This is a genomic window from Pseudomonas sp. MWU13-2105 (assembly GCF_023242315.1).
GTDB lineage: Bacteria > Pseudomonadota > Gammaproteobacteria > Pseudomonadales > Pseudomonadaceae > Aquipseudomonas.
In genome coordinates, this window is record NZ_JALLIY010000001.1 from 487023 (window position 1) to 501163 (window position 14141).

Sequence of the window (14141 nt, forward strand, 5' to 3'; positions counted from 1 at the left end):
CCCCCCTGCGTAACCGACAGCGCTCGGCCAACGACCGACACGGCGCAGTTGCAATCGCGCAAGTTGCTGGAGCTCAAGACCAGCAATGCGCAGGTGACGGCGTTGCTCAACGCCCTGCCGGAGCCGCTTCCCGCCGGCCACGACAGGCAAGCGGCGATGCATATGTACGAGCAGATACGCCAACTGCAGCCAAGCTATCTGCTACGCCTGCAGCAGTTCTGGACACAGCCTCATTGCGCCACCGCTGGCCAGCCCGCCGATCAATGGCTCGCGCTGACCCTGAAGTCGCAGCTGAGGATTGAAGCGCAACTGCGCAGCCTCGATGGAACGCTGACCGCCGACGACAGGCAACTGATCGACCAGGTGCTCAACCACCCCACTCGCGCCCAACGGGAGAGCACTTTGCCGATGCTGCCCACGGTCTATCGACCCGGGGTGTACGGCATTGCCTTCCTGCGGGAAAACGCCTCGGACACCACGCCATGGCCGGGCGCCTACGTGATCTGCAGCCGCGACGGTGCCGTCCTGCAAGGTCGCGATCCAGACCCGAAGCATTTTAAGGGCAAGACCACGGTCGACATCAAGAGCGATCTGGGCCGGGCCATTCTGTACAGCCTGGAGTCCGGTCTCGAAACCTTTGCCTCGCTCAAGCACCTGCACACAACGCTGCAAGCGCGGATCGGGCAAGCCATCGCCCAGCGTTTCAGCGCCTGCGACGACAAGAACGAAAGCCTCTTCGCCTGGCAGGTCCGGGCACTGCGCGGGCTCCAGCAAAAGCGCCTGGCCGATACCTTTGCCAACCTTGAGCCGGACACGCCAGAAGCACTGCTGGCGCGCATCAAGGCCGCCGCCGACCTGCGCGACGTCCTCGATACCGGTCCTCGCGAGAGCGATCGTTTACAAACGCTGGAATACAAGACCTGGCAGCAGACCTTCAAGGATGCCAGCCGGCCTGACTGGCAACGCTATCGGACACTGGCCTGGCAAGTGCAGACCGGCCAGTTGGCGCTGGCACTGGCCTTGACCAAGGCGGCGCAGGCGATAGCCGGCACCTGGCAATACGCCAATGCCGCCAGGCTGCAACTGGCGGCCCTGGAAGCCAGGCTTCACGGCCGGATCGGTGCACGCCGCCGCCAGTGGATCGAGGTGCTACTCGACTATCCGGACCCGGCCACCCGGCCCACGCTCGGCGGCCACGCCATCATCGCCAATGCCCTGGGCTTGCACGCGCCGCCCCAGGATCCCCAGGACGCTATGCCGATCATCAGTGGTGGCGTGCTGGCGATCACCAGCGCAGACCCGAGCGACACTGGCGTCGTGCTCTACACCCCGGACTCGCCCGGTTGCGGCAGCCTTGAAGAGTTCGGCCAGCTTCACGAACTCGACCAACGCGCCCTGGAGCCCGCCTGGACAGACTATTTCGCCGCTCGGCTGAGCCCATCGGGCAACGCAGCGGCCCGCTTGCTGAAACCCGGAACCCGCGTCCGCTTCCAGCGGGTCCCGATCCCCGGCAACCTGCACCAGAGCCTCTACGAAGTACAACGTGACAGGCTGATCGAACAGGCCCGGCACAATCTCTCCGACACCACCGGGCTCACTGCCATGCCGGCGCTCACGCCCGAGCCGCCGCCCTGGAAAACTGCGCCAGCTCCTCAGCCGGCGAACGGCGGGTTCGGCGCCACGCGCCTGCGACTGCTGGGCGGTGCGCCGCAACGGCCTTCGGCAATCGCCGGCCTGGTTCGCCTGGGGTCCTGGAACCCGCAGGTCATGGACATCGTGCCGCCCCTCATGACCAACCTGCCGGACTGGCCGCAGGGCAGCAACCTGGTGATTATCGACTCCCGCGAACCGGGGTTTGGTTGGTCGGTACGCTACCGACCGGGGCTGCGCGAAGACACCTATGGATACCGGGTGAACCCGGATATGTTCAGCGCCCGCCATGATGTGGTGCTGTACCGATCCAGCCCGAATCATTACCGCGTCCGCCTCAATGGCAACTCGGTGGACGTCCCCGCCGGTGAAGACAGCTTCTTTCATGCCGTGGCCCAGGCACTGAACCAAGGGCATGAGGCCGCCACGTTCACGGTCGAACGCCTGCGCAATGCGGTCGCCGATCATATCGAACGCAATCCACAGGTCGTGCCTTTCGTGACGGCCGAGTATTTGCCCCTCTATGCCCGGGCGCTTGAGCATTGCACGGAACTGAATATCTGGCTGGGCGATGACGTCTTTCGGGAGTTGACGGCCATCCTCAAGGGCACGCCCAACCCGTACGGCCTCTTCCAGCCGGCCATCCGTTACCTGGATGCGACCCTGCCGTCCCACTTGCCGAGGCTCGGCAACGCTGTCGATCAAGTATTCAATAGCGTCTATGAGACCCATGGGCTGCGCGCGCTACCCGCGGAAATACGCGAGATCATCGATGGTTACATTGACGCGGCGCCGCGGCCGACATTGTCCCTGCTGGTCGACCGCGCCAACCGCAGGGCACTGCTGGAGACACTGCTGGTGGGGCCCTCACAAGCAGCGGACATCGACTACCTGGTCGATCGGACCTTCCTGTTTGATCACAACATCCGGCATATGACGCTGGAGTATGGGGTGACAGCCGCCCAGTTGCGCCAATACGCAACCCAGCACGCGGGCAATCAGATCACCGCGCGACGTGACTTGCTGAGGGCGGTGATCGAGCGCTTCCCGGCCCTGCTTGAGCGGCTCGACATCATTTTCAGCTCGGCGACCTTGACCCCGCCCATGGGCGATGGACTCAACGTCAATCAAATCGCCAACCTGCTGCGCGATCCACACATTTCAACGACCAGATTGCGCCTGATCGCCCGTTGCGCGGACGCGGGCATCGTCCGGATCAACCTGCTCGACAACGCCGACACGATCAGGTCACTGAGCGATGAAGTGGTGTACCAGCTTCTTGAACATCGACAGCAACTGCAAGCACTGGCGGTGCACATGGGTCCCCAGGACATCAGGTCCATGCTGATCCCATTCGAAGTCCAGACTTACTCATGGAATCCGCACCAGTTTCAATCGGCCGCACTCGCCAATGCCAGGCTCAAACTGCTGCTCGATACCCCCAGGCTGTTCAACTTGCTCAGGCAACGCTCGGGTCGAGTGGCCGCCAATATGTGGCGACGGCTGACCAGTGCGATCTTTGACGAAGCCAGGGTTCGACGCGCTCTTGCCGATCCGCGTCAGGCCCTCGGCAGCCTGCTGCGGCTGGACATGGCGCTGAGCGAGGAGCTTCCGAGCACTTCGGCACAAGCCGCAAGCGCCACCCCGACACGCCCACAACCGGCCTATCTGAGAGGGTACGAGCTGCCCGGCGGTTCGACACCGGCACTCTCGGGACCGGATGCGCGAGGCTTCTATCAGGCCCCGGACGGCAAGCTATGCATCGTCTACGAAGGCCTGCACTACGAGGTCCGCAGTTTCGGCAATCGGATCCGGATCGTCCATGCCATCGACGGTTTCAGGCGCGTGACCTATGAAGTGCGACGCCGTGCCGATGGTACCTGGCAACTGATGGACGCCCCGGGCCTCGGCGGCGATGTGCGCCGGCCCCGGCCTTCCATTGCCGAGCAATCCCGGGCGCAACGCGACGAATTCGCCAGCCTGGGCCAGGCCGCGCAACAAGAGTGGCAACAACTCGGCGCAGACCCGGCCGTGTCCACTCGGGTCGCCGATCTGAACGCCATCGAAGCCACCCCCAACGGCTACACGATGCCACTCATCGACGCGAACGGCGCACCACAACAACACCTGACACTGGAGAAATCCAGCGCCCTGGCCAGGCTCTCGACACGCATCCGCGCGACCATCAGCGCAGTCCACCAGCACTTCGCGTTCGAGAACGGTCAACTGCTGCCACGTCCGGGCGTAACCCACCACGAGGTGATCCATGGCCTGGCCCAACTCGATGGCCTGAACAGCCTGAATACCGGCTTCGCGCTGTTGTTGCTCAGTAGCGCCAAGCACTCCGCCTTGTCAGCGGAGCTGGCCAGTGCGGTCCAGGTGCAGTTCCAAACCCAACTGGCCCTGGTGATCATCGGCGTGGCGATCGATGCGAAAATACTGGCCCAGGCGATTTACCTCGGCCTGAAGGATGCCGGGCACCTGGGCACGGAGACGATCCGCCTGCTGGACAAGGCCGGCCGAGGTATCACCCTGGGGAGCAAGACACTGACCCTGGGCGGACTCTTGGCCGCCGGCAGCGCCCTGCTGGTCCTGGCCAGCCTGGGGCTCGACAGCTACCTGCTCGCCCATGCCCGGACCGCCGAGGACAAGGCCGTCTACGGCACCAACGTGGGGCTCGACAGCCTCGCGCTGGGCACGGTGCTGGCCGGTTTCGCCGAGGGTGCCGAATTCCTCGGGCCGCTGTCGATCCCCCTGGCCGGCCTGGGCCTGGGCGTCAGCAGCCTGGTGTCGGTGTTCTTTGCCAAGGCCCACAAGGTCCTCGCCACGGGCGAACACTTCACCCGGGAGATCCAGGCCTATCGCAGCGGTTATGTCGAGGATCCTGAAACCCATGGACTGCAGATGAGCGGTCCGGTGATCGTCACCCATCTGGATCAGCGCAACGGCCAGGTCTATCTGGGCAGCCCGAAGATCTACGCCGTCGACAATTCGCATTCGGGCGATCCCCAAGTGATAGTCGATGAACGCCAGGCGATTGATGTCGGCCAGGTACTGGAACTTCCCAGGCAAATGACGCTGCCCGTTTCGAACACCGCCCGTGCCCTCTATCTACCGGCCACGCCCGAGCACAGTTACCTGCCGCAATACGCCTGGCTGGTCGGTGCCACCCAGCGCAATGACGCGCAATTGCAGCTGTTCAAGGTGCTCGAACAAAAGACCCAGGGCCGGTTCATCGAGGCCGAATGGATCGCGGTGTTCCAGAAGGTCGTGGAAAAACTGCTGCCTCGCTACCACCCCACGCGCATCCGGGTCAGCCTGGGGCTCGAGGCGCCGCCTCTGGTCATGGATGCACTGGGCGAGCTGGGCCAGTACCTGAGCTATGACATCGAAGGCCAGGGCAGCCGATACGACCTTTATCTGAACGAGGGCGCCCGGCTCAATCTGTCCAGTTGCACCACCTCGCGGCCCAGTACCTGGGTGCTGCACAGCGATCACCTGAGTCGCCCGGAGGATATCCGGTTCGAGGCCGGCCGGCTGACGATCGGGGGCGTGGTGGTGCAGGTCGAGGACAAGGCGACCGTGTATGTGGTCAACCGGGCCAGCGAGGCGTACCGGCTGGATCCGGCCGCCGGCCGGTACACGCTGGTGACGCTGGCTGCCGGGGATTACGAGAACGTCGGCGCGCTGGTGCAGCACTTGCAAGCACTGCGGGGCCGACAACGACTGGACGCCTCGGTGCACATCGAAGACCTGTCGACGCCCGATCACCCGGGCCGCGGTATTTACTATCGACCCGCCGACGGCGGCTTCGTGGCCATTCCCGTGGACGGCGAAGATCACGGCCAGGAGCTTTACCAGATCCCGCTGCCGGGCGAAGCATTGGTCATCCTCCCCAGCCCGCAGCGCGAGAAGATCCAGGAGGCCGCAGCGACACTGGCCGCCATGCGCGTCTACATGAACGCCCAATATCAGCAGTTCGGCGGGCGTTCGGCGGGATTCTGGAGCGCTCATCCCGCCGAGGGGCTGCCCGGCAACGAGAAGTTCTATGGTGATTTCTTGCGCGCGCAATATCGCCTGGAGGTCCAGCGCGCGCGCCTGCACAGCAGTGGCTACGCCGACAGCGCCTGCCAGATGATGCTGCAATTGCTGCCCGACCCCGAACGAGACCGCTCGTCCCAGGGCAAACGGCTGGTCGCGGTGCACCGGCTCAACATCAACGGCTACCCCGCCGACGATGTGCTGATCCTCGGCGATCCACGGCAGGGAACGCTGCTGTTGTACGTACCGGAGTCAAAGCCGGCATTGACCGTGTGCAATGGTGTCAGCGACCTCAAGGCCTGCGTGCAACGGTTGGCTGCCGCAGATGCAACACGCCAGGCGCTGCGGGAACACTTCCCGCGCCGCTACCGCGCCAGCAACCACAGTGCGCTCTGGGGCTATATGGGAACCGACGAAGCCCTGGAAAAGATCGGCGACAGTGGCGACTGGAGCCTGATCCAGATCGACCGCAGCCCCATCGCTGACGAGGATGTTTTTGCCGCCCTGGCCAGCCTCAAACGCCGCAGCGAAGGCGGCTGACACTCGGCGAACGGCTATTACAACGGCATCGTGTAGTGCAGGGCGTAGCTTTCGATGCCTTCGTTCGGCGTGCGGATACCGGCGTTGGAGTAGTGGGAGGCGCGAACACCCACTTCCTGTCCGCCGGCGAAGCGCAGGCCGAAGCCCACGCGGTCCTCGAAGAGGAAGGCCGAACCCAGCTTGTTGCCTTCCACTTCGGTGTGGGCAAACAGCGCGACACCGATCCCCGCCTCGATATAGGGCTTGATCGATGCCCCGGAAAACTCGTAGACGAACACAGGGGAGAACGACAAGCTGTGATTGCTCGGGCTCTTGTCGCCTTCCCAGTAGGTGTAGGCACCGCTCCAGTAGCCGGTAAGGCGACCCACATCGCTTTGCAGCCAGCTCTTGTCCCAGTTCGATTGCAGGCCCAGGCGATAGCTGCGGGTCGAGTCGCTGGTCTGGCCAACGGAGAATTCGACGCCGGTCGCTTGCGCCATGGCGCCATACCCCAGGGTGACGGCCGCAAGCGCAGCCAAGCAGAACATTCGCTTCATGAGAAATATCCTATTTCCAATGCATTTCAGGCGCGACCCAACAGCTCCCCGCAAGAGGAGCCTGGCGTCAAACCTGAGTTCACGAGGATTCGCCGTTCTAAGACGACGTTTACCCTTTGAAGCTTTGCACAATCCCGGACTTCTGCCAGAGCATCGGCAGAATTTTCCTGAAATGATCCGGATCGGCACTGGTCCAGAACTGCGCATCACGCGCCGGTCCCGCGGACAGCAGATCGCGCGCTTCCAGCAGCCGTTGGAGCTGCCGGGCCACGGCGGCACCGGTGTCGATCAGGCTGATGGATGCCGGAATCATCTCCAGCAACAGCGGCTTGAGGAAGGGATAGTGGGTGCAGCCGAGGATAATGGTGTCGCAGCCCGCCGCCAGCAAAGGGTCGACATAGCTGCGCAGCAACTGGCGCAAGGCGTCGCTGTGCAAATCGCCGTCTTCGATCATTTCCACCAGCCCGGGACAAGGCTGGGTGATCACCTGCACATCGTTGGCAAAACGGTCGAGCAAGGCGGCGAACTTGGCGCTTTGCAAGGTCCCGGTGGTCGCCAGCACGCCGACCACACCGCTGCGGGTGGCCGCCGCCGCGGGTTTGACCGCCGGCTCCATGGCCACCAGCGGCCAGTCCGGGTAACGCTGGCGCAAATCGGCGGCTGCGGCCACGGTGGCGGTATTACAGGCAATCACCAGCGCCTTGGCGCCTTGCTCGCGACAGAAGTCGGAGATCACCGCGCAGCGCTGGCGAATGTACTCCGGGCTTTTTTCGCCGTAGGGGATATGCCCGCAGTCGGCGACATAGAACAGCGACTCATTGGGCAGCAGGGCCTGGATCTCCTTGAGCACCGACAAGCCGCCGACGCCAGAGTCGATTACCGCGACCGGCGCATCACGCATCGCCACCTCCACAGACGCGGCATTGCGGATCGCGCTTGACCCGCAGCTCGCGGAACTTTGTACCCAGGGCATCGATCAGCAGCAAGCGGCCCACCAGCGGCTCGCCGAAACCGGCCAGCAGCTTCAAGGCTTCAAGGGCTTGCAGGCTACCGACCAGGCCCACCAGCGGACCGATGACGCCGGCTTCACTACAGGTCAGTTCGGCTTCGCTGCCGTGTCCGTACAAGCAGTGGTAGCAAGGGCTTTCCGGGCGACGCGGGTCGAACACCGAGAGTTGCCCTTCGAGACGAATCGCCGCGCCGCTGACCAACGGCTTGCCGGCGGCGACACAGGCGGCGTTGACCGCCTCGCGGGTACTGAAGTTGTCGCTGCAATCGAGCACCAGGTCCACCGCCGCCACCGCAAGACCAAGGGAGTCGGCGTCGAGGGCCTGGCGATGGGCGACCAGGGTCACTTCAGGATTGATCGCCGCCAACCGCCGCAGTGCCGAATCGACCTTGCTCGTACCGATGCTGGCAGTGTCGTGGATGATCTGGCGTTGCAGGTTGGTCAGCTCGACCCTGTCGAAATCCGCCAGGTGCAGTTCGCCGACCCCGGCAGCCGCCAGGTAAAGCGCCACCGGAGCGCCGAGGCCACCAAGACCGACGATCAGCACCCGGCTGTTTTTCAGGCGCAACTGGCCGTCGATATCGACCTGTTGCAACAGGATCTGCCGGCTATAGCGCAACAGCTCCTGGTCGCTCAGCACGATAGGCGCCCCAGACTGATGCGTTGATGGCCGCCCAGGTCAGTGCGGCTGTGAACGTCGCTGAAACCTTGCGCCGAGAGCAGCTCGCGGACGGCTTCGGCCTGGTCGTAACCGTGTTCGAGCATCAACCAGCCATCGGCCTCCAGGTGTGCCGGCGCCTGGGCGATGATCAGGCGCAGGTCGTCCAGGCCATCGGCACCGGCCACCAGGGCACTGGCGGGTTCGAAACGCACATCGCCCTGGGCCAGGTGCGGGTCGCTCGCGGCAATGTATGGCGGGTTGCTGATGATCAGCTGGAAACGCTGAGCGTCCACGGCGCTGAACCAATGGCTGCTCAATACCGTGGCGTTGTCCAGGCCCAGGCGCTGGCGATTGCGCTCGGCCAGGGCCACGGCTTCCGGCACGCGGTCCACCGCCGTGACTTGCCAGGCCGGGCGCTCGTTGGCCAGGGCCAGGGCAATCGCGCCGCTGCCGGTGCCCAGGTCGAGCACCCGGGCCGGGGTCGCCGGCAGCAGCTCAAGGGCGGCCTCCACCAGCAGCTCGGTGTCCGGACGGGGAATCAGGGTATGCGGCGCGACCTCCAGGTCCAGCTTCCAGAAGCCCTGTTGGCCGAGAATGTAAGCCACCGGCTCGCCACCACGGCGGCGCAGCAGGAAGTCGGAAAAGGCCAGCGCGGCCTCGCTGCTGACAATCTTTTCCGGCCAGGTGTGCAGGTAGCTGCGGGACTTGCCCAGGGCCGCCGCCAACAGCAGTTCAGCGTCCAGGCGCGCGGTCGGCGAGTCAGGCAGTTCGGCGGCGCGTAGCAGACTGGCAATAATGGTCATTCAATCACCCAAGGCGGCCAGTTGATCGGCCTGGTATTCGGCCAACAGCGGTTCGATAACGGCTTCCACCCCCCCGGCCAGGACTTCATCCAGGGAATACAGGGTCAGGTTGACCCGATGGTCGGTGACCCGGCCCTGGGGGAAGTTGTAGGTACGGATACGTTCGGAACGGTCGCCCGAGCCGACCAGCAGCTTGCGCTCGCTGGCGATGGCATTGGCCGCGGCGCTGGCCTGCTGGTCGTTGAGCTTGGCCGACAGCCAGGACATGGCACGCGCGCGGTTCTTGTGCTGGGAACGCTCTTCCTGGCATTCGACCACGATCCCCGAAGGCAAGTGGGTGATGCGGATCGCCGAATCGGTCTTGTTCACGTGCTGGCCACCGGCGCCGGAGGAGCGGTAGGTGTCGATGCGCAGGTCCGCCGGGTTGATCTCGATGGCTTCCTGTTCGTCCGGCTCGGGCAACACCGCGACCGTGCACGCCGAGGTGTGGATACGGCCCTGGGATTCGGTGGCCGGCACGCGCTGGACACGGTGGGCACCGGATTCGAACTTCAGCTTGCCGTAGACGTTGTCGCCTTCGACCCGGGCAATGACTTCTTTATAGCCGCCATGCTCACCGACGTTTTCCGAGAGGATCTCCAGGCGCCAGCCGCGCCGCTCGGCATAGCGCGAATACATGCGGAACAGGTCGCCGGAGAAGATCGCCGCCTCGTCGCCGCCAGTGCCGGCGCGGATTTCGAGAAACACGTTGCGGCCGTCGTTGGGATCCTTGGGTAGCAGCATGCGTTGCAGGTTGCCCTCAAGTTCGACCAGTTGTTCCTTGGCCTCGCGGACTTCCTCGACAGCCATTTCACGCATGTCCGGGTCGCTGTCCTTGAGCAGCGCCTGGGCGCCCTCGAGATCGGACTGGACCTTCAACACCAGCTTGTAGGCCGCGACAATCGGCTCTACTTCGGCATACTCCTTGGAATAGGCGCGGAACTTGTGCTGATCGGAAATGACTTCACCGTCGCCAAGCAAGGCGGTCAGTTCCTCGAAACGGTCCTGGAGGATGTCCAGCTTATTGAGCAGTGACGCTTTCATTGCGGTTTCTTATCCGAAAAGCTATCCGATGAGCCCTCACTGAGGGCAAAAAGTTCCTGGGCCATGGCCAACGCATCGAGGCGGCCTTCGGCGGACAACTTTTTCAGTTGCACGCTGGGCGCATGCATCAACTTGTTGGTCAGGCCGCGGGCCAGTTGCACCAGCACCTCTTCGGCGCTGCCGCCGTTGGCCAGCAGACGCTGGGCCTTTTGCAATTCTTCGTCGCGCAGGCGCTCGCTCTGCTGGCGGTAGGCGCGCAATACATCCACCGCGGCCAGCTCGCGCAGGCGCGCCATAAAGTCGTCGACACCGCTGCTCACCAGTTCTTCGGCGGCTTGCGCGGCGCCCTGGCGGCTCTTCAGGTTCTCGGCGACCACTTCGTGGAGATCGTCGACGCTATAGAGGTAAACGTCGTCCAACTCGCCGACTTCCGGCTCGATATCCCGGGGAACGGCAATGTCCACCATGAAGATCGGCTTGTGCTTGCGCAGCTTCAAGGCACTTTCCACCGCGCCCTTGCCGAGGATCGGCAACTGGCTCGCGGTGGAACTGATGACGATGTCGCTGTGCACCAGCTCCTGGGGGATGTCGGACAACAATACCGCATGGGCACCGAACTCTTCGGCGAGGATCTTGGCCCGCTCCAGGGTCCGGTTGGCCACCACGATACGCTTGACGCCCTGCTCGTGCAGGTGGCGGGCAACCAGGGTGATGGTTTCGCCGGCACCGATCAGCAACGCGCTGCTGCGCTGCAGATCGCTGAAAATCTGTTTCGCCAGGCTGACGGCGGCAAAGGCCACCGACACCGGGTTTTCACCGATGGCGGTGTCAGTGCGCACCTGCTTGGCGGCGCTGAACGTGGCCTGGAACAGGCGTCCGAGCAACGGACCGATGGTTCCCGCCTCGCGCGCCACGGCATAGGCCGATTTCATCTGGCCGAGAATCTGCGGCTCGCCCAGGACCAGCGAATCCAGCCCCGAGGCCACGCGCATCATATGACGAACGGCGGCATCGTCTTCATGCACATAGGCGCAAGCGCGCAGTTCTTCGAGGCTCAGGTGGTGATAATCGGCCAGCCAGCGCAGGACCGAGTCCGCGGTAATGTGGTCTTGCTCGATATACAGTTCACTGCGGTTGCAGGTCGAGAGGATCGCGGCTTCACGGCTGTCGGTGAGGCGACACAGCTGCTGCAGGGCCTCCACCAATTGCTCGGGGGTAAAAGCCACGCGCTCGCGCACGTCTACGGACGCCGTCTTGTGGTTGATGCCGAGTGCGAGGAAGGCCATTCAGGGTCGCTGATGATGTCGAGAAGCCGACAATTGTCCACCTTAGACTGATTCAGAACAACCATTGCCGACTATTGTCCCAATGTAACGTTGCTATAAGTGTCTGGTGAGCGTCTCGGGTATGGTTCTGCCCGTCGCTTGTGTCATGATGCCCCGACCCGCAGGTAAGTCGTCCTTCTCCTATATGAATAGATCCTCCGCGTTGCTCCTCGCTTTTGTCTTCCTCAGCGGCTGCCAGGCCTTGGCACCCGTGTCGCCGGGGCGTACGCCGCCGGCTGAAGACACCACCCCGGCCCCGGAAAAGCCCAAGGTCTACAGCTCGTTCACCGAAGATACGGTGTTCAGCCTGTTGAGCGCGGAGCTCGCCGGACAGCGAAATCGTTTCGATATCGCGCTGGACAACTACGTGACCCAGGCGATCAACACCCAGGATCCGGGGATTTCCGAGCGGGCCTTCCGTATTGCCGAGTACCTGGGGGCCGACCAGGCCGCCCTCGACACCTCGCTGATCTGGGCGAAAAACGCCCCGACCGACCTCGAGGCGCAACGCGCGGCGGCGATCCAGCTGGCCCGCGGCGGGCGTTATGACGACTCCATGGTCTATATGGAGAAGGTCCTGCAAGGCAAGGGCGACACCCATTTCGACTTTCTCGCCCTGTCGGCCGCCGACACCGACCAGGACACCCGCAACGGCCTGAAGAAAAGTTTTGATCGCCTGTTGCTCAAGCACCCGAAGAACAGCCAGCTGATTTTCGGCAAGGCCCTGTTGCTGCAACAGGATGGCGACACCCAGGGCGCCTTGACACTGCTGGAGAAAAATCCGCCGGAAGACGGCGAAATCGCCCCGATCCTGCTGCGCGCGCGCTTGCTGCAAGCGCTGAACCGCGGCAAGGAAGCCTTGCCGATCCTGGAAAAAAGCATCAAGCAGTACCCGGACGACAAGCGTCTGCGCCTGACCTATGCGCGCATGCTGGTGGAACAGGACCGCATGGCCGATGCCAAGACCCAGTTCTCCAGCCTGGTGCAGCAATACCCGGAAGATGACGAACTGCGCTTCTCCCTGGCACTCGTCTGCCTTGAGGCCAAGGCCTGGGATGAAGCCAAGGGCTACCTGGAAGAACTGATCGCCCGCGACAGCCACGTCGACTCGGCGCACCTGAACCTGGGCCGCATCGCCGAAGAGCACAACGACCTGCAGGCCGCCCTGGATGAATACGGGCAAGTCGGGCCGGGTAACGATTACCTGCCGGCGCAACTGCGCCAGACCGATATCCTGGTCACCACCGGGCGCGGCGCCGAGGCTTCGAGCAAACTCAAGACCGCCCGCGACGAGCAGCCGGACTACGCGATCCAGCTCTATCTGATCGAGGCTGAGATCCTCTCCGCCAACCATCAGGGCGATCGCGCCTGGAGTGTCCTGCAGCAGGCCCTGTTGCAGTTCCCGGACGACCTGAACCTGCTTTATACCCGTGCCATGCAGGCGGAAAAGCGCGACGACCTGGCGCAAATGGAGAAAGACCTGCGCGCCATCCTCAAGCGCGAACCGGACAATGCCATGGCGCTGAACGCCCTCGGCTACACCTTGTCGGACCGCACCACCCGCTATGCCGAAGCCAAGGAACTGATCGAGAAGGCCCACCAGCTGAATCCGGAAGATCCTGCCGTGCTCGACAGTCTCGGCTGGGTGAACTTCCGCCTGGGCCACCTCGACGAAGCCGAACGCCTGCTGCGCCAGGCCCTGGAACGCTTCCCCGACCAGGAAGTCGCGGCGCACCTGGGCGAAGTCCTGTGGGCCAATGGCAAGCAACGCGAAGCCAAGCAAATCTGGGGCAAGTTCCTCAAGGACCAGCCCGACAGCCCACTCCTGCGCAGCACCATCAAGCGCCTGACCGGTTCCGAGACTCTTTAAGCTTATGTTTTTGCGCCACCTCGTTGTTTTCAGCCTGATCGCCCTGCTCGCCGGTTGCGCGGGCTTCGGCGCCCGTGAGTCCGTCGAAGGCCACGGCGACCCGGCCCTCTGGGCCAAGCACAAACAGCAATTGAGCAGCCTCGACGGCTGGCAGATCAATGGCAAGGTCGGTATCCGCGCGCCGAAGGATTCCGGCAGCGGTACCCTGTTCTGGCTGCAACGCCAGGATTACTACGACATTCGCCTGTCCGGCCCGCTGGGTCGCGGTGCCGCGCGCCTGACCGGGCGTCCCGGCCAGGTGAGCCTGGAGGTCGCCAACCAGGGCCGCTATGCCGCCACCAGCCCCGAGGCCCTGCTCCAGGAGCAACTGGGCTGGGAGCTGCCGGTGTCCCATCTGGTCTGGTGGGTCCGTGGCCTCCCCGCGCCGGACAGCAAGAGCCGCCTGAGCCTGGACAGCGACAGCCGCCTGGCGTCCCTGGAACAGGATGGCTGGCAGGTCGAATACCTGAGCTACAGCGAGCAGAACGGTTACTGGCTGCCCGAGCGCCTCAAGCTGCACGGTCGCGACCTCGACGTGACCCTGGTGATCAAGGACTGGCAGCCGCGCCAGCTGGGGCAGTGAG

9 protein-coding genes are annotated in these 14141 nt (G+C 64.0%); 3 read left to right on the forward strand and 6 right to left on the reverse strand.

What is annotated here, in order from left to right; genetic code table 11:
• Positions 1–48: 48 nt before the first annotated feature.
• On the forward strand, positions 49–6231 hold the full coding sequence (locus M5B96_RS02300; protein WP_248794878.1) for a TcdA/TcdB pore-forming domain-containing protein: 6183 nt from the start codon (positions 49–51) through the stop codon (positions 6229–6231).
• Positions 6232–6248: 17 nt separating this feature from the next.
• Here the strand turns inward: M5B96_RS02300 and M5B96_RS02305 are convergent, their stop codons facing one another.
• The 6 genes from M5B96_RS02305 to hemA form a co-directional block, all read right to left on the reverse strand.
• Complete coding sequence (locus M5B96_RS02305; protein ID WP_248794879.1) at positions 6249–6767, reverse strand: acyloxyacyl hydrolase; 519 nt, start codon at positions 6765–6767, stop codon at positions 6249–6251.
• A gap of 109 nt (positions 6768–6876) precedes the next feature.
• Positions 6877–7668: a glutamate racemase gene (gene murI / locus M5B96_RS02310; protein ID WP_248794880.1), complete on the reverse strand. Its 792-nt coding sequence runs from the start codon at positions 7666–7668 to the stop codon at positions 6877–6879.
• A complete protein-coding gene (locus M5B96_RS02315) occupies positions 7661–8416 on the reverse strand; it encodes a molybdopterin-synthase adenylyltransferase MoeB (RefSeq protein ID WP_248794881.1) in 756 nt (251 codons plus the stop codon). The genes murI and M5B96_RS02315 overlap by 8 nt, the downstream gene beginning before the upstream one ends.
• Positions 8410–9240 carry a peptide chain release factor N(5)-glutamine methyltransferase gene (prmC, locus tag M5B96_RS02320; RefSeq protein ID WP_248794882.1) on the reverse strand — a complete coding sequence of 277 codons (831 nt, stop codon included), beginning with the start codon at positions 9238–9240 and terminating at the stop codon, positions 8410–8412. The genes M5B96_RS02315 and prmC overlap by 7 nt, the downstream gene beginning before the upstream one ends.
• Entirely contained in the window at positions 9241–10323 is a 1083-nt protein-coding gene (prfA, locus tag M5B96_RS02325; RefSeq protein WP_248794883.1) for a peptide chain release factor 1, read from the reverse strand.
• Positions 10320–11609 (reverse strand): glutamyl-tRNA reductase, encoded by a 1290-nt coding sequence (gene hemA, locus M5B96_RS02330; RefSeq protein WP_248794884.1) that lies wholly within the window; start codon positions 11607–11609, stop codon positions 10320–10322. The genes prfA and hemA overlap by 4 nt, the downstream gene beginning before the upstream one ends.
• Positions 11610–11793: 184 nt before the next feature.
• Here hemA and M5B96_RS02335 point away from each other — a divergent pair, with 184 nt between their 5' ends.
• Positions 11794–13518 carry a tetratricopeptide repeat protein gene (locus M5B96_RS02335; RefSeq protein WP_248794885.1) on the forward strand — a complete coding sequence of 575 codons (1725 nt, stop codon included), beginning with the start codon at positions 11794–11796 and terminating at the stop codon, positions 13516–13518.
• Between the two features lie 4 nt (positions 13519–13522).
• A complete protein-coding gene (gene lolB, locus M5B96_RS02340) occupies positions 13523–14140 on the forward strand; it encodes a lipoprotein insertase outer membrane protein LolB (protein WP_248794886.1) in 618 nt (205 codons plus the stop codon).
• The last annotated feature ends 1 nt before the right edge of the window (position 14141 follow it).